This window comes from Streptomyces sp. RerS4 (genome assembly GCF_023515955.1).
Classification (GTDB): Bacteria; Actinomycetota; Actinomycetes; order Streptomycetales; family Streptomycetaceae; genus Streptomyces.
This window is the reverse complement of record NZ_CP097322.1, coordinates 7,081,144-7,097,419: the sequence shown is the minus strand read 5'-3', so window position 1 is coordinate 7,097,419 and position 16,276 is coordinate 7,081,144. Positions and strand designations below refer to the sequence as shown.

At 68.8% G+C, this 16,276-nt stretch carries 14 protein-coding genes and 1 pseudogene; 5 read left to right on the top strand and 10 right to left on the bottom strand.

All coding sequences use genetic code 11. The annotated features are described in order from the left end of the window. Positions 1 to 40: 40 nt before the first annotated feature. Complete coding sequence (locus M4D82_RS31860) at positions 41 to 1,747, bottom strand: thiamine pyrophosphate-binding protein (protein ID WP_249770964.1); 1,707 nt, start codon at positions 1,745 to 1,747, stop codon at positions 41 to 43. Between the two features lie 511 nt (positions 1,748 to 2,258). Between M4D82_RS31860 and M4D82_RS31855 the strand changes: the two genes are divergently transcribed. Further along, positions 2,259 to 5,120, top strand: a complete 2,862-nt coding sequence (locus M4D82_RS31855) for a peroxidase family protein (protein WP_249770962.1) — start codon at positions 2,259 to 2,261, stop codon at positions 5,118 to 5,120. A 7-nt stretch (positions 5,121 to 5,127) separates the two neighbouring features. Here M4D82_RS31855 and M4D82_RS31850 read toward each other — a convergent pair whose 3' ends face one another. Further along, on the bottom strand, positions 5,128 to 5,334 hold the full coding sequence (locus tag M4D82_RS31850; protein WP_249770960.1) for a hypothetical protein: 207 nt from the start codon (positions 5,332 to 5,334) through the stop codon (positions 5,128 to 5,130). Positions 5,335 to 5,461: 127 nt separating this feature from the next. Here M4D82_RS31850 and M4D82_RS31845 point away from each other — a divergent pair, with 127 nt between their 5' ends. Next, complete coding sequence (locus tag M4D82_RS31845; protein WP_249770958.1) at positions 5,462 to 6,853, top strand: DUF308 domain-containing protein; 1,392 nt, start codon at positions 5,462 to 5,464, stop codon at positions 6,851 to 6,853. An 87-nt stretch (positions 6,854 to 6,940) separates the two neighbouring features. On the opposite strand, the gene M4D82_RS31840 is transcribed toward M4D82_RS31845, so the two are convergent. Next, positions 6,941 to 7,546 (bottom strand): DUF6461 domain-containing protein, encoded by a 606-nt coding sequence (locus M4D82_RS31840; protein WP_249770956.1) that lies wholly within the window; start codon positions 7,544 to 7,546, stop codon positions 6,941 to 6,943. A 334-nt stretch (positions 7,547 to 7,880) separates the two neighbouring features. Here M4D82_RS31840 and M4D82_RS31835 point away from each other — a divergent pair, with 334 nt between their 5' ends. Then, complete coding sequence (locus M4D82_RS31835; protein ID WP_249770954.1) at positions 7,881 to 8,618, top strand: VOC family protein; 738 nt, start codon at positions 7,881 to 7,883, stop codon at positions 8,616 to 8,618. A gap of 477 nt (positions 8,619 to 9,095) precedes the next feature. Here M4D82_RS31835 and M4D82_RS31830 read toward each other — a convergent pair. Continuing rightward, positions 9,096 to 9,532, bottom strand: a pseudogene (locus M4D82_RS31830) (hypothetical protein). A gap of 179 nt (positions 9,533 to 9,711) precedes the next feature. On the opposite strand from M4D82_RS31830, the gene M4D82_RS31825 reads away from it, so the two are divergent. Then, a complete protein-coding gene (locus tag M4D82_RS31825) occupies positions 9,712 to 10,437 on the top strand; it encodes an SMI1/KNR4 family protein (RefSeq protein ID WP_249770952.1) in 726 nt (241 codons plus the stop codon). A 297-nt stretch (positions 10,438 to 10,734) separates the two neighbouring features. Here M4D82_RS31825 and M4D82_RS31820 read toward each other — a convergent pair whose 3' ends face one another. The 3 genes from M4D82_RS31820 to M4D82_RS31810 all read right to left on the bottom strand — a co-directional run bounded on the left by M4D82_RS31820 (position 10,735) and on the right by M4D82_RS31810 (position 12,410). Further along, positions 10,735 to 11,001, bottom strand: coding sequence for a GlsB/YeaQ/YmgE family stress response membrane protein (locus M4D82_RS31820; RefSeq protein ID WP_249770950.1), 267 nt, complete (start codon positions 10,999 to 11,001; stop codon positions 10,735 to 10,737). Positions 11,002 to 11,141: 140 nt separating this feature from the next. After that, entirely contained in the window at positions 11,142 to 11,318 is a 177-nt protein-coding gene (locus M4D82_RS31815) for a hypothetical protein (protein ID WP_249770948.1), read from the bottom strand. Positions 11,319 to 11,429: 111 nt separating this feature from the next. Further along, positions 11,430 to 12,410 (bottom strand): GlxA family transcriptional regulator, encoded by a 981-nt coding sequence (locus M4D82_RS31810; RefSeq protein WP_249770946.1) that lies wholly within the window; start codon positions 12,408 to 12,410, stop codon positions 11,430 to 11,432. Positions 12,411 to 12,510: 100 nt separating this feature from the next. Between M4D82_RS31810 and M4D82_RS31805 the strand changes: the two genes are divergently transcribed. Further along, a complete protein-coding gene (locus M4D82_RS31805) occupies positions 12,511 to 12,915 on the top strand; it encodes a hypothetical protein (protein ID WP_249770944.1) in 405 nt (134 codons plus the stop codon). Between the two features lie 78 nt (positions 12,916 to 12,993). On the opposite strand, the gene M4D82_RS31800 is transcribed toward M4D82_RS31805, so the two are convergent. Genes M4D82_RS31800 through M4D82_RS31790 form a run of 3 tightly spaced genes read right to left on the bottom strand, consistent with a single transcriptional unit; the run spans position 12,994 to position 16,237 of the window. Then, positions 12,994 to 14,508 (bottom strand): ABC transporter ATP-binding protein, encoded by a 1,515-nt coding sequence (locus tag M4D82_RS31800; RefSeq protein WP_249770942.1) that lies wholly within the window; start codon positions 14,506 to 14,508, stop codon positions 12,994 to 12,996. After that, positions 14,505 to 15,350: an ABC transporter permease gene (locus M4D82_RS31795; protein WP_249770940.1), complete on the bottom strand. Its 846-nt coding sequence runs from the start codon at positions 15,348 to 15,350 to the stop codon at positions 14,505 to 14,507. Before M4D82_RS31795 ends, M4D82_RS31800 begins: the two co-directional genes overlap by 4 nt. Beyond that, positions 15,347 to 16,237: an ABC transporter permease gene (locus M4D82_RS31790; RefSeq protein WP_249772336.1), complete on the bottom strand. Its 891-nt coding sequence runs from the start codon at positions 16,235 to 16,237 to the stop codon at positions 15,347 to 15,349. The genes M4D82_RS31795 and M4D82_RS31790 overlap by 4 nt, the downstream gene beginning before the upstream one ends. Positions 16,238 to 16,276 lie beyond the last annotated feature (39 nt).

The following is a 16,276-nucleotide window of genomic DNA, read 5'->3' as shown; positions in this document are numbered from 1 at the left end:
TCTGCCACGGACTCGGCGCCCCGCACCCTGCCGGACGCTGTCAGCCGCGCAGGCGTGCCTCGATGGTCTCTACGAGGCCGGCGATGACGCCGTCGGGCGAGGGGCTGTAGTGGGGGACGGCCCATCGCGTGATCCGGGCGTCGATCAGGGAGGGGCGGCCGGAGACGAGCGCTTCGCGGAACGCCTTCTCGAACTCCTCCAGCGTCTCCACGCGGTAGCCGTCGGCGCCGCACGCCCGCGCGTACGCGGCGAAGTCGGGGTTCTGGAACTCGACGAGCGCCGTCTCCGCGTACGTGACGAGCTGGAACAGTTTGATCAGCTTGAATTCCTGGTCGTCGAAGATGATCCAGATGACGGGGATGTCGTTCTCGACGGCGGTCATCAGCTCGAAACCGGACAACGCGTAGCACCCGTCACCGCACCCGACGACTACCGTCCGTTCGGGGTGTGCGACCTTCATGCCGATGGCGCCGTTGACGTGACCGGCCATCGGCCCGAACGAACCCACCTTGCGGAAGTTCTGCCCCTCCTCCAGGTCCACGTAGTAGCCGAGCCAGGCGAGGTGTGCTCCCGCGTCGGCGAGCAGGACAGCTCGTGGAGGCAGCATCCTGCCGATCGACTGGGCCAGCTCCCCCGGGTGAATCCTTCCGGTCAGGTGCGTGATGTGACGGGCCTCGTAGTCGCGGCCGTCGACTTCGGCCGCCGCGATGTCGCCGACCCGTTCGTCGAGCGCCTCGTAGAGGGCGGCCACCCCGAGACGCGCGTCGGAGAGCAGGGCGTAGTCGGGCCGGTAGGCCTTGTGGAACTCGGTCTCGGAGATGTTCACATGGACGAGCACCTTGTTCTCGAAGAGGTCCTCGCGGTAGTTGAACGTGGCGTGCTGGTTCAAGGAGTTGCCGACGCACAACACGACATCGGCCTCGCGGAAAGCCTTCCACGCGCTGGAATGTCCACTGTCCGCGAAGACACCCACCGAGAGCGGGTGCCCCTCGGAGACGATGCCCTTGCCGTCCAGTGTGGTGAGCAAGGGAATCTGGAACCGTTCGACGAAGCGCCGGATCTCCGCTCCCGCTCCGCTGCGGACCGCGCCGAACCCGACGAGGGCCACGATGCGCTTGTGCCGTGTGAGCGCGTCGGCCAGCATCGAGGCGATCGCCTCCACGCGGGCCGGATCCGGGGCGACCGGGGCCACGTCCAGCCGGATGTGCCGGAAGTCCGTCACCTCGACTCCGCGGTGGGTGAGGTCCTCGGGAACGTGGATGTGCACCGGTCCGGGCCTGCCTTCGAAGGCGATGTTGACTGCTTCCTCAAGCACATCACACGTGTCGGCGGCATCGGTGAGCAGGAAGGACTTCTTCGTCGTGGCGGCGAACATGGCGCGGGAGTCGGGCGTCCGGTTCAGGCCCGACGTCTCGTTGAGGGAGCCCCATCCCTGCCATTCCCTCGATGCGAAACCCGAGACCGCCAGGACGGGATAGGAATCGGACATCGCCACAGCCAGACCGGAGAAAAGGTTGAACGCGCCCGGCCCGGCGGTCGCGAAACAAAAGCCCAGTTCGTTCGTGTACATCGCGTGGCCGCACGCCATGAAGGACGCGGCCTGCTCATGCCGCGTGATGATCGGCCGGATCTTTTGTGAATGCTTGAGCGCCAGCATCAGGCCGGCGGCGTTCTCTCCGGCCCCACCGAAAGCGGCCCGTACTCCGATGTCTTCCAGACCCTTGACTATGGCTTCGTAAACCCTCATCGCCGTTCCCTCATCCACCCCCCGCATGTGTTGTCGGCGAGTGCGGTGTCGACGCGGCACGTGTGTGCTGCCGTGTCGGCGCAGTCACCCATGGCGAAGACGCCTCGAACGTCCCCTGAGTCCGGGAGTGACGCCTCGGGCGCGGTGCTGTGGCGGCCGTGGGGGCTGTGGTGCGGCAGCGCCTGCCGAGTGCGCTCGGCGTCGGTTCCGAAACCAGTTTCTCAGTACTCGACGCATCCCGCGCCCGCACATGAAGCGGGGCCGAACGAGTGGCAGGGCCGGCGTCACCGCTCACGGCGCCGGCGACCTCCTGCGGCGGGTCCTACCGGGGGCGCGAAGCGGATGCCACCCGTCTGCCTTGTTCCGCGCGCCGCGGCCGCGCGACTGGGTCAGGGTTGCCGTGTGTAACCCAGGTGCCCGCGGACCCGGTCCCGGGCAGCCCTACAGCGTCACCTCGTCGTCCGCCGGCATCGCGTGCGACAGTGGGGTGCGCCTTGGCGAAGAGGCACACATGGCCGAGTTCAGGCAGTACGAGCGCTACGTGGGCGGCACCCCGGAGGCGGAACGACTCGTCTTCGAGCGGCTCGCCCGCGAGCTCATGCGGGTCCAGCTGAAGTCCAGGAAGCGCAGTGGCGCCGCCGACCTGGCGCGGACGTTCCACGCCAAGGCCATTCTCGGCGTGGAGAACGCGCGTCTGGCATTCGTCGGCGACCTGCCCCCCGACCTGCGGACCGGCTTCGCCCAACCGAGTGCCGAGTACCCCGTCACCGTGCGGCTCTCCAACGCCAACGGCGCCCGCCGGCCCGACCACGCCCCCGATCTGCGCGGAGCGGCCTTGCGCATCGCGGCAGGAGCCGACGAAGCGCACGACCTGCTGATGACGAACCATCCGGTCTCGCACGCGCGCAACGCGCGCGAGTTCGTCGAATTCGCGAAGGCCATGGCGGGCGCCGACTCGACACCGCGGAAGGCTCTCGCGCTGTTCGTCACGCTGCCACTCGCCGTCGGATGGTCCACAGCCGCGCGTATGCGGCGAAACGTGCGTGCGGGTACGAGCCGCACGGTGCGCAGCCTGGCGCTGGAAACGTACTGGAGTCGCGGCGCCATCCTGTGGGGTGACGCGGGGCCGGTGCGTTATCAGCTGAGCCCCGCAGCCGACGCTCCCTCGGCCCCCACCCCCTCCGGCACTGACCCCGATTTCCTGCAGCACGAACTCGCACAGCGACTGAAGGACGCGGACGTCGTCTTCGAGTTGTACGTCCAACGCTATGTGGATGCCCACCGGACACCCATCGAGGACGGCGCGGCCGAATGGAAGGAGGAGGACACGCCTCTCGTGCGAGTCGCGACGCTGACCATCCCCCGCCATGACATCGGCTCGGCCGCGGCTCGGGCCGCCGCGGCACGGGTTGACGAGCTCGCCTTCAACCCGTGGAACACGACCGAGGAGTTTCGGCCCCTCGGAAACCTCAACCGTGCGCGCAAGGTCGCCTACGAAGCCAGCAGCGCCCACCGCCTGGGCCACCGGTTCACCACCGTCGAGCCCGGACGCAACGCCGTACTGGGCGTGCCGTTGCGAGCCGCCTTCCAGGGCCTCAACCGATTCGTCCCCTGGCACCGGCTGCCCACACGCCTCGGTCTGCTGAACCTCGTGGCCTTTCGGCAGAAGCTGCGCCAGTACAACCTGATCGACACCGAGGTCCGCGAGGCTCCGCCCAAAGCCCAGCCCGTACCCGCTCCCATCGACGAGGACAAGCGGCTCGCACGGAGCTACGACGGCACCTACAACGACCTGTCCGCGCCGGGGATGGGCGCCGTCGGGTCCGCCTTCGGCCGGAACCTCGCGCCCGTCTATCAACCGGAGCTGTTCGACGTACCGAACCCGGTCACCGTCAGTCGGGAGCTGCTGCACCGCGACGTCTTCATCCCGGCACGCTCCCTCAACGTCCTGGCCGCGGCCTGGATCCAGTTCCAGGTGCACGACTGGGTCAACCACAAGCGCTATCCCACCGGTACGAAGACCGTCGAGGTGCCGCTCCCTCCCGGTGTCACCTGGAGGAACACACCGGGCGGACATCCCGAGGAGGTCATGCGCTTCGCCGAGAACGAGGGGCTGCGCCCGGCCGACGGCAAGGGTCCGCCGACACTGTTCGCGAACGTGGCGTCCCACTGGTGGGACGGCTCCGAAATCTACGGCGGCGACGAGAACACCGGAAGGTCGCTGCGCGAGCCGGGCGGCGGTGCCGCGCTGCGCCTGGAGGACGGCCACCTGCCGGCCGGGCCGGACGGCCTCCCACTCACCGGGTTCGCGGAGAGCTGGTGGTACGGCCTCAGCGCCATGCAGACCCTCTTCGCGCGCGAGCACAACGCCGTGTGCGAAGCGCTGCGGCAGGAGTACCCGAGGCTGAGCGAGGACCGTGTCTACCACACTGCGCGGCTGGTCGTCTCGGCTCTCATCGCGAAGATCCACACCGTGGAATGGACTCCCGCGATCCTCGCCACCGAAGTGATCGACATCGGCCTGAAGACGAACTGGCAGGGACCGCCGAGGAAATGGCTCGAACAGTTGGGGCTGTGGCTCTTCGAGACGCATTCACTGACCGGCATCCCCGAGACCCTGCCGGACCACCATGGCGCTCCGTACTCGCTCACCGAGGACTTCGTCACCGTCTACCGCATGCACCCGCTGCTCCCCGACGACTTCGAGATCGTGGACCACCGCATCGGCCGACGTCTGGACACCCTCGGCTTCAACGACGTGCAGGGCCCCGCCGCGGAGGCGCTCATCCGCAAGACCGGTCTGGCCAATTCGCTGTACTCACTCGGGATCGCTCACCCGGGCGCGATCACCCTGCGCAATTTCCCCCACGCCCTGCGGGCGTTCGAGCGGGACGGCGAGATCATCGACCTGTCCGTGGTCGACTTGGTACGCAGCCGGCGCCGCGGTGTGCCGCGCTACAACGACTTCCGGGCAGGCCTGCACAAGCCGCGCGTGCGGCGGTTCGAGGACGTTTCCAGCGACGCGGACACGATCGCACGCCTGAAGGAGGTCTACCGCGATGTCGACCAGATCGACACCATGGTCGGTCTCTTCGCCGAGAACCCGCCGCAGGGCTTCGGTTTCAGCGACACCGCCTTCCGCATCTTCATCCTGATGGCGACCCGCCGCCTGCAGAGCGACCGCTTCCTCACGGTCGACTTCAGGCCCGAGGTGTACACCCCCTTGGGCATGGACTGGATCCAGCGCAACGGCATGACCAGCGTGGTGATCCGGCACTGCCCCGAGTTGGCGGGCCTCCTGCCACGCTCGGCGAGCGCGTTCGCGCCGTGGCGCATGGCGACGGCGAAGGAAGCCGAAGGCGGTCGCGGCTGAGCGGTGTTCAGTTCTTGGTGATCGGTTCGCCGTCGTGCGCGCCGCCTATGCACGTCCACAGGCCGGTGCTGGAGTCGTACTCCACCTTTCCCATCTTGTCCGCGATGCAATCCGGTCCGGTGACAGCCGGTACGGCGGCCGACACGACGGGGACTGCGGCGCCGAGAACGGCCAGTACGAGTGCGGCGGTGAATCCAAGAATGCGTCTACGCATGGGAGCTCCTCCGGGAACGGCCGACACCGGCACATCACCTTCAGATTCACGCTGCGCCACGTTGATCGCACCCTGACGCGAGGGTGCTCAGGGGGCGCGTCACGCGGACAGGGGTCAGGCTGGTGTCATGGCGAACACGCCCGAGGTATCCGTAGGGACGCCTGATGACCTCGGCTTGCGGAAGGTCCTGATCGACGGCCACCTCGAAGGGAAGGCCCGGTCCGCCGGAGAGCTCCGAAGAATCCTGGATCGTGCTGGTGTGACAGTCGGGCACCACGACATCCAGTGGCTCGGCGGAGATTGCACTGTCTGGCCGGACCGGGCGGGGCTGCGACTGACCATCCGCGCCCTCATGATCTTCGGCTTCCTCGCGACCGCATATCCGCTCTTCCATATCGGAATATCGGACAGCGGCGATGCCCTGACCTACGGCGGACGGGTCGCAGGAGTTACCGTCCTCGTTGCCGGCGTGGTGGAACTGGTCGCCGCCGGCGCGGCGTTCGACTACTGGGGCAAGCGGCGATGGCGCTACTCGGGGGTGGCCGTTCTTGCTGGAGTGGTCCTCGCCCTGCTCTGCGGAACTTCCCTCCTCCTGCTGCAGATCGGCGAGCGCTTCACCGGCTACACCCTGGTGGGGATCGCTCTCTGCGTCTGGTCTTCCGCGGCGCTGGTCGAACTTGTCAGGCTGCGGGCATGGAAAGGTCTCCGCCATCCCCAGACGGTCGCGATCGGCGTCATCATCTCGGCCCTTCTCGCCGGCACCAACCTGGCATATTCGCAGATCTACCTGCCCTACGTGAGAACCCCGCTGATACAGAGTGGGGCGGAGTTCAAGGATTCGAATATGGTAAAGGGCGAAAAGCAGCTGTTCATGACGGTCCATCTGTACGTGAAGAACTCAGGCCAGGTTCCCGTCTACCTCCTCGACAGCAAGTACTGGATCCATGGCGGGCCCGCGAGCAGTGGATCCGACGTCAAGCCAGGTGCGTTCGATTTGATCTACCATGGCGCTTTCGTCACGCCGGTGGGCAGTGTGTTGAATCCCGGGGAGGAAATCGCACAGGACGTGGTCGTCGAGGTCAGGGATCCCATGGAGCATAGGTACGAAGCCATCAGAGCCCAGACCGAGGTGTACGTGATAAGGAAGGACAGAACGAAACTACCCGCCGATTACGAGCGTTCCGGGATCGGGGGCAGGAAACTCGAAGCGGAAGCCAAGAAGGAGCCAGGATATCCTGCCGACACTAATTACAGGTATCGATCCGAAATCTCGAACAGCAGCGAAATCCTGAACGTGACCCGGGGGCGGCAGCGGATAACAGTGTTCAGAGTGGACAGCGGCGAGTGGCCGAAGGTTGTCGTGGACGTGTCGCCGCCGGATGAGCGGACAGTGTTCGATCCCGTCAATCCCTACGCGAAGGAAGAGGTCAATGACCGGTACGGCCTCTCGCCGGTGCGTGGCTCCACGGCGCAGACGCCCTATCAGGAGCTCTTGGAGAAGGCCCGCTCAGGCGGATGAGCGACGCTCGCCGGCGGCCGGCGGCCGGCCGCCCTCATCTACGTCCATCCAGTAGTGGACCTTCACGTAGTCGTCACTGACGCTCGTTCATCGGATCTGGATGGTGGCGCAGGTGAACGTCGTGTCCTGGAGCAGCGTCGGAGTGATGGCGAAGCCGGTCAGGTGCTCCGCCAGAGCGAACGCCGCCGGTGAGGACAGATCCGTTTCCGGAGACTCCTCCTCGAGATGGAAGCCGATCCGCTCCATGACGTCGAGGAGTTCATCGGGTGCGGTGCCCCATCGGTCTTCCGGGAACATGGGGTCGAAACACAGCCGCAGCACGCGGTCCTCTGCCCAGAGGAAAGTGCCGACAGCGTTGATGTTGACGAAGTGAGAGACCCAGGTCGCCCCGGCGGAGGCCGCCAGGACCCGATCTTCGGTGACACCGAGGTAGCCGTTGGGCTCGATCAGGAGAGTCCAGGCGCCCACGGTTGTCATGGCCACCAGCTGTCGGTCGCCGTCCTCCAGGTCGTACCGGGCGAAAGCGGAGTCGACCACCGCGGCTATCCCCCGCAGAGGCGCCTCCGCTCGCCCTTCGAGCCGGGACATCAGCTCAGTAGGCGACAGGCCCCGCACCAGGGTGAAGCAGTACGCCTCGGCGATGTCTGGAAAGTCGTTCTCGAACCACGTGTAGTCCGCTGCGGTCTTCGTCATGCCGCCCATCCTCACCCCTGCGTCTGACAGCGGCGGCCCCGGCCACCCGCGGGGTTGGAAACGATCCCCGTCGATTCGGGAAGCGATCTGCGCATGCCTCTGGAGTGCCTGGTCAGGCGTACTCGTGAACAGCCTGACGGTCGTCGAATGAGGAGGCCCTCGCGAATGGTGCCGCGGTCATGCTCCGGCAGCATCGTCGGAGCGGGGCCGGCCGATGCGGCGGCGCGGGCGAGGGGTGAGTGTGGAGTGCAAGCGCGACCACAGGCAGCACCTCTGGCTGCGCACATGTCTGATCGCGGCGGCCTGGACTGGCGGGGCATCTAGGATCTGCGGCATGGCAACACGACTTGTGCAGATCAACATGAAGGCCCAGGACGACTCCGCGCTCGGTCGGTTCTGGGCGGAGGTACTCGGTTGGGGTGTCGACAGCGAGGGACCGGGCGTTACCAACCTCGAACCCGTGGGCTTCGCCTACCCCGACCCCGTGGCCGTTTGCATCGACATCGTCGCCCGCCCGGAACCCAAGACGGCCAAGAACCGCGTGCACCTTGATCTGGCCACCACCTCAACTGCCCATCAGGCGGAGTTGGTCGCGCGCTTGAAGGATCTCGGCGCGACGCTCGCCGACGTGGGTCAGGGCGACGTCCCCTGGACGGTCATGGCCGACCCGGAAGGCAACGAGTTCTGCGTCCTGGAGCCCCGTCCGATCTACCGGGACACCGGGCCGATCGCCGCGGTGGTGGTCGACTGTACCGACCCACGAGGGATGGCCCGGTTCTGGGGCGAGGCGATGGACTGGACGCTGCACGAGGTCACCGACGACCACGCGACCATGCGCTCCGCCAAAGGCGTCGGCCCCTACCTGGAGTTCCTCCGCACTCCCGACACCAAGAGCGTGTGGAACCGCGTCCACCTCGACGTCTGCCCCTACCCCGGTGACGACATGGCCGCGGAGGCAGCCCGGCTGCGCGCCCTGGGCGCCACCGACCCCGATTTCGATCAGTCCGCGATCTCCTGGACGGTTCTGGCCGACCCGGAAGGCAACGAGTTCTGTCTCCTCACGCCTCGCTGACCTTGAGCAACAACTCCGGCTGGTTCAGGGGCAAGGGCGAAGACCGCGTGGCGTCAACCCATGCCGGCGGAGACGGGGATGGCGTCCCTGGTGAGGGGCAGGAAGGTCACGAGCGGGCCGTAGTCGCCGGCCGTGCCCGTACGGCCCCCGCTCCGAACCACGCGCCGGCCTCTCCCTGGGGGTCGCCCGACGGCAAGTCAGGTGTCCCATGACTGGGCAGATTCATCGAGCAGGCATGGTGCCGGCCGAGATCGTCGAACTCGTTCAGCGTGTGGCATGCGCCTTGCGTTCCGCGTTGAATTTCCACCTGACCGAGCGGGCAGTCACACCACCGGTTCGTCGGCGACCCAACCACACAACTCGCGCGTGTCGGGGCACGGATGTCCTTTGCCATCCAAGTGGGTCGTGCACCTGCCATCTGACCTGGGGTTGGACCAGGTGGGGTGGCAAGGTGCCCGAACGTGCTCGGGTGGCCTCTCAGTCCTCGATGTGGAACTGAGGGCGGGTGCGGGTCCAGAGGGTGAGGCCGCTACTGGTCGCGATAGCCAGGGTGAGACCCGTCGGAGAGAAGCCGGCTGGCCGAAGAGGCCGGCGATGCGGATCTCGGTGCCTGCGACGGGACCGAGGCCAGGGCAGGCGAGGTTCGGGTGTGCGTCGGGGGTGCTCGTGGCGGGGTCGGGATCCCGGTCGCGTGCGATCTTCTCGCCGGTGACCGCATCGAAGAGTCCGTGCCCGTCGTGGGAAACGACCATGACGAGGTCGTGTCCGGTGTCCGGATGGGCCGCGAAGCCGATGCCGAGCAGGCCGCCGATGGGGATCCCGGGGGCCAGGACTGGCTGCCAGGGCGCCGGGGCCGGCATGACGGGGGCAGCAAGGTAGCGATCGCGTAGGCGCTGCTGGTACTCCGTGATCAACATGTCTCCTCGGTTCCCGGTTCACGTTGAGGATCTCTCGCGCAGCACGCCAAGTCGAACTCGGCTGACCTACGTGGCCTGGGTTCGCTGTCAAACGCCTGGATTGGCCGGCACGGCGACTGGCTTCACTGTCAAGGGCAACGGAAAGAGCTGACGAGTGGGACGGATATCGTCTGGGCATGAAACAAGAGTTCGATCTTGCCGCTGCTCTCGCCGGCGGCGTTGAAGGACGTAGTGGTGCGTGGGGGTTCATCCAGGGGTTCGCTGCCCATTGGGCCGGCGCCCTGGAGAGCGGCGACGGGTGGGCGGAGGCCGATCTGGCCGCGGCCGAGGAGAGGCTGGGTGTTCGGCTGCCGGCCGCGTTGCGCGAGGCGTATCTGCTGTTCGGGCGCCGCGAGGATCTGACCAGCAACCACGATGTGCTGCTCGGCCCGCCTGAGCTGTATGTGGATGACGCCAAGGAGGCCCTGGTCTTCCGGCACGAGAATCAGGGAGCCGCGTCCTGGGGCATCCTCCTCGACAGCCTCCAGGACGACGATCCTGCGGTGTTCATCCGGTTTGACCTGGCCGACAAGTCCGCCGAGCGATGGCAAGGCTGGCTGGAGCGTCTTTCCCTCTGTTTCGTCGAGGTGGTTCTGTCGGAGTCCGTCCAGGCCGAGGTGGAACCGTGCGACTTCCTTGAAGCCGATGACGACAGCATCGAGCTGCTGGAGGAGAACTGCGTCCAACTGCCCTTCCCGGCGTATCCCCTCGGTGAGAACGACTACGCGACTCGCTGGTTCCTGGGCCAGAACGCCCTGCTGCGCGACGACGGCATGGCGATTTTGGCCCGTGGCCGGACGACAGAAGACCTCGACCGTGTTCGTGACCTGATCCCTGGCGACTGGCTCAACGACCATCGCTGACCGCGTTCGAGATCCCTGCCGGCGATACGCCGCCCGAGCGCTCCCGGTCGCGGCGGAGGCCGCTCCGGACGCCTCAGGCGGGGCGCAGCCGGCCCCGCCGTGGGCCCAGACACGCACTCGACGCCAACGCGGATCGCAGGGCGTGCGGCGCTTCGGCGGCACGTTTTACACGGTGCACGACGCCGAGCGCGCCGCCGTGGTCACCAGGGCTGCTTCGGCCGCGAGGCGCTGCTCGACTGGGCGGCGGGAAGGGGCCGGACCCCTGGGACGGGGTGACCGGCCGACCGCCCCGTTCGGTCACCTGCTCCTGCGGCCCGCGATCAGCCGGTAGACCAGGAGGACGATGACAGAGCCGACGACCGCGGCGATCCACGTGGACAGGTGGAAGAAACCCTTGATCGAGTCGACGCCGAAGATCACCTTGCCGAGCCAGCCTCCGAGGAGGCCGCCGACGATGCCGATCACGATGGTGAGCAGACACCCGCCGGGGTCACGCCCCGGCGTGAGCGCTTTGGCGATGGCCCCTGCCAGCAGGCCGATCAGAATCCAGGCGACGATACCCATGTATACCTCCGGTCAGTGGCTTCGTGCCGTCGTCGTGGGACGTCCGGCGACGTCTTTGAGTCATGTCACCCGAAACACCACAGCTAAACACTGCCAAAAGGGACATTCGAGCCCGGCGTCTTCGGACTTCACACGCGTGGTCAGCGGCGTCGGATACGGGCGGTTCGGGCGCCGCCGATGCCGGCCACGTGGAGGGCCAGCAGCATCAGGCCGATGATCATGAAATTGCCGGACGTGAACACGTGGTTCGTCGCGATCTCCGCCGCGTTGATCAAGAACGCGATGAAGAACAGGACCGCGGCCGCCATACCCAGCATCACTGCTCCTTCCAGAGACTAAGGGTCGTATGCCCGCGCATCGCGACTACACGCAGCGCGCCGCCCCGCACTGCCAAGACCTCCGTCCCGAGCGGCCCGCCGGGTCCAGGGTCATGGTGAGTCGCAGGGGGCGGGGCGCATGACGGCGCGGTAGCGGGAAGGGCTGATGCCGTAGTGGGCGGTGAAGGCCTTGCGCAGGGCTTCGGGGGATCCCAGACCGCAGCGCGCCGCCACGGAAGCGACAGGCAGTGTGGTGGAGGAGAGGAGCTGGGCAGCGGTCTCGGTGCGGACCACGCGGACGTATCGGCCCGGTGCTTGGCCCAGATGTCGGGTGAACAGCCTGGTGAGGTGTCGCGGGGTCACCCCGGCGCGCGCGGCGAGGGCCGCGGCGCCGAGGTCGTCGGCCGGGTGGGCCGCGATGTACTCGACGAGTTCGCGGACGGTGTCGTCACGCGGTGCCGGCGCCGCGGTGAAGAGACTCATCTGTGCCTGGTTACCGGGGCGTTGCAGGTAGACGACCAGATGGCGGGCGAGACGCCGGGCCAGTTCGCCGCCGTGGTCCTCCTCGACGAAGGCCAGGGTGAGGTCCAGCGCGCTGGTGATGCCGGCCGCCGTGTACACGTTCCCGTCCCGGATCCACAGCGGCGCGGGGTCCACCGAGATCTCTGGGTGCCGTGCGGCCAGGTGGGGCGCGAACTGCCAGTGCGTGGTGGCCCGGCGGCCGGCCAGGAGCCCGGCGGCGGCGAGGATGCCCGCCCCCGTGCACACCGACGCCACCCGGCGGCTTTCCCGGGCCAGCCTTCTGACGTGGCCCACGAGCCGGGCATCGGCCGCGGCCCGCTCGACGCCCAGGCCACCGGAGACGATCAGCGTGTCAAGCGGCCCGGTGGTGCGTTCCAATGACGCATCGCTGCCGAGCACGAGTCCGGTGCCGCACCTGATGGGACCGCCGCCCGGGGCCACCAGCCGTACGCGGTAGGGCACGTCCAAAGAGCCGAGTTCGTTGGCCATGACCAGGCCAGACGTCACGCACGCGATGTCCAGCAGTTCAGCTGCCTCATACCCGACGACGACGACCGCACGCTCCCCCATGGCCGCGACCTTACGCCCGACGGACCTCCACCCCAACCGAACGGACATCGACGGCCCACAACCGCGGCGCCTTCCCGTGCCGCGCCGGAGAGTGGACCTCATGACGCTCACCGTTCTGGCACACCGATGGCCGACCCTGCTGGCACTCACCCTGGTACTGGTCACCTTCCTCGACGGTCTTCCGCCGACCCGCTTCCTGGCAGCGCTCCTGGTGGTCATGCCGCTGTGCTACCTGGCGTTCGGCGCGGCCCGCGACGAGCTCCGCAGCAGACGGACCCTGGCCCTCCAGCTGGCCGGGCTGGCGGGTTTCTCCACCTTGGCCGCCGTGGCTCTGGTGGTGGACGGCAGCTGGGCGCTGTGGGTCCTGGCGGTCGGCTGGTTCGCGCACGCGGCCTGGGACTTCGTCCACCACCGCTCGGGCGCCGTCGTCCCGCGCGCCTGGTCGGAATGGTGCGGTGTCGTCGACGCGGCGGGTGCGACGGCGATCGTCGTGCTGGCCCTGTGACCGGCTCGTCGTAGCAGCCCGGTCAACGCCCTGCACATCAAGACCGAAGTATCCAGGAGCAACACTCCCCGACCGGGGTCAGGCTGTCGGCAACAGCTCGCCAGTGGGGCCGTACGCGGTGAGGCGGCCCTCGCGGAGCAGGTGGACGGTGTCGGTGTAGGCGGCGACCAGGTGCAGTTCATGGGAGACCAGCACGATCGTCATCCGCTGGCCCGCGTTCAGGCGGGTCAGGAGGTCCATCACGGACGTTGCCGTCTCGGGGTCGAGCGCCGAGGTGATCTCGTCGCACAGCAGGACGTCGGGACCGGTGGCCAGGGCGCGGGCGATGGAGACGCGCTGGCGCTGGCCACCGGAGAGTTCCGACGGGTAGCGGGCCTGGAAGTCGGCCGGCAGCCCCACCTGTTCGAGGAGTTCCGTGACCCGGGCACCGCGGCCGGCCGCGGTGAGGTCGGCGTGCAGGCGCAGCGGGCGGTCGAGTTGGGCGCGGACGGTGCGTGAGGGGTTCAGTGCGTCGAGGGGGTTCTGGGGGACGAGTTGGATGCGGCGCTGGTGGGCGCGGTGGCGCTTGCGTGCGTGCGGGGCCAGGGGATCGCCGTCGAGGGTGAGGGTGGCGGTGTCGGCTCGGTGCAGTCCGGCCAGGACGCGCAGCAGGGTGGTCTTGCCTGAGCCCGAGGGTCCCACGATCGCGGTGCGGCTTCCGGGTGGTGCGGTGAAGTCGACTCCGGCGAGCGCCCGCTGGACACCGGTGCGGCTGCGGAAGGCGACACCGACGGCGCGCGCCGCGATGCCTTCGGCGGGTATCGACTGGGGGGCGGGCCTTGGCTCGTCCTCGTTGCCGGTTTCGTGGGGCTTGCGCGGGCGGGGGACGGAGGGTGCGCTCAGCGACACCGTGTCGTCCGCGCAGGCGGCGACGAGTTCGGGGTCGTGGCAGGCCATCACGATGGCCAGGCCGTGGCGGGAGGTGAGGTGGCGCAGCAGGTCGGCTATCTCGTCGCGCAGCGTGGTGTCGAGGCCGGCGGTGGGTTCGTCGAGGAGGAGGATCGCGGGCTTGCGGGCCATCGCGCGGGCGAGGGCGACGCGACGTTGCTGTCCGCCGGACAGGGCGGTGGGTCGTCGGTCGGGCAGGCCGTTGTCGACGGGGAGGCGGACTTCGCGCAGGAGGTCCAGGACGGCCTTTCGGTCGAGGCGGCCTGGGGCCGTCTCGGCGACGAGGTCGCGCACCTTCATCCGGGGGTTGAGGGCCGAGCCGGGGTCCTGGCCGACGTAGGCGAGGCGGGTGCGGCGCAGCAGGCGTAGTTCCTTGGCGGGCAGCAGCGTCGGGTCGTGTCCGAGGACGGTGAGGGTGCCGCCGGTGACGGACGCTCCGTCGGGGAGGTGTCCGGTCAGGGCCCGCAGCAGGGTGGTCTTCCCGGAGCCCGAGGCGCCGGTGAGGGCGGTGATCCGGCCCGCCGTGACCGTCAGGGTGGCGGAGCGAAGGAGGACCGGCCCACCGGGGATGCGGATGTCGAGTTCGGTGGCGGCGGCGAGTGGTGTGGGCTCCCCGGTGGCCTCGCCGGTCTCGGCCACCTCGGCCGACTGTTCGGGAGTGTTCACGACGTGGTGACCGCCTTGCGTACGGAGCGGGGCGCGAGGGAGGTGCAGGCGAGGTTGACGCTGATGGCGAGGACCGCGATGGCCAGGCTGGGGGCGAGTACGGCCCAGGGGTTGAGGAGGATGCCGGGGGCGTTCTCACGGATCATCAGGGCCCAGTCGGCGGCCGGGGGCTGGGGGCCGATCTGGAGGAACGCGGCCATGGAGATGACGTAGACGGCTTCGACGAAGCGCAGGCCGAACAGAGCGGCGACGGTGGAGCGCAGGTTGGGCAGGATTTCCCGCAGGGCGATGTGACGCAGGCTCTCCCCTCGGGCGAGAGCCGCTTCGACGTATCCGGCTCCGGCCAGCGGGGCCGCGGCCGCGGCGACGATGCGTACGGCGTAGGGGGTGCCGAGGACGATGGCGGCGCCTATGACAGCCCAGCGCCCGCCGCCGGGCCAGGCGAGGGCGATCAGCATGATGCCGAGGACGGGCGGCAGGAGAATCGAGACGTCGGCGGCGCGTTCCACGGCGCGGCCGAGGGCGGGGTGCAGGACGGCGAAGCAGCCGATGACCACGCCGGCCAGGGTCACCAGTACGGAGACGAGGGCGGCGCTGCCGATCAGTACCGTGCCGCCGTGCAGGAGGCGGGACAGGACATCGCGTCCGAGTTGGTCGCCGCCGAGCGGGCCGCCGTCTGCGGCGGTGGCGTACGGGGCGTACACCGGGGCGTCGAGGGGGTGGGCGGCGAGCAGGGGTCCGGCCACGGCGAGGGCGATCAGCGCCAGCGCGGGGGCGAGGGTGGGCCAGAGGCGGCGGGCCCTGGCCTTGGCGGGTGCGTCTGCGAGGGTGCCGGCGGTCATGGGCGGTCTCCCAGGGTGCGGGCGCGTATGAGGTCGGCGGCGAGCAGGACGAGGCTGATGGCGGCGCCGGCGCAGACGACGACGCCTGCGATGAGCGGCGTGTCGCGCCCGGCTACGGCGGCGGCCAGGACGCTGCCGATTCCGGGGTAGTTGAAGAGGGTCTCCACGACCACGGCCCCGCCCAGGAGCATGCCGGTGGATGTCGCGATCCCGGTGGCGATGGCGGGCACAGCGCCCGGCAAGGCGTGGCGCAGGACCACCCGGCGGACGGGGAGGCCGTCGAGGTGGGCGGCCTCCACGTGGGGCGTACGGGCCTGATCGGCCAGCGCCCCTCGCACGATGCGGGTGTTCCAGCCGGTCTGCGGGATGACCAGAGCCAGTACCGGCATGACGAGCATCGTCCAGTCGGCGGGGGATCCGTCGGCACCGGTGAGCGTGACGGCGGGCAGCCAGCCCGTCCACAGCGACAGCACCAGGAGCAGGCCGACCGCGACGACGAATTCGGGGACGGCGAAGGCGGCCGTCGAAGTGTGACCGATCATCCGGTCGGCGAGGCCGCCGGGACGGGAGGCGGCCCAGCACCCGAGGGCCAGGGAAGCGACCACCGTCAGGACGAAGGCGGTCGCGCCCAGCGCCAGGGTGTTGGGGAAGGGATCGGCGAGCAGGTCGGTGACCTCCTGTCCGCGGGCCGAGGTGCCGAGGTCACCGGTGGGCAGAGCCGTCATCCAGTCCCAGAAGCGTTCCCAGACGGGCCGGTCCAGGCCCAGCAGGTGACGCCGCGCCTCGACGTCGGCCTCGCTGTCCCCGCGTTCGGAGCTCGCGCTCGCCGCGTCTCCCGGCAGCAGTTCCACGGCCGCGAAGACCAGGCCCAGCAGGACGGCCAGCATCAGGACACGGCGTGCGAGCGCGCCGAGCACACGCGTCGC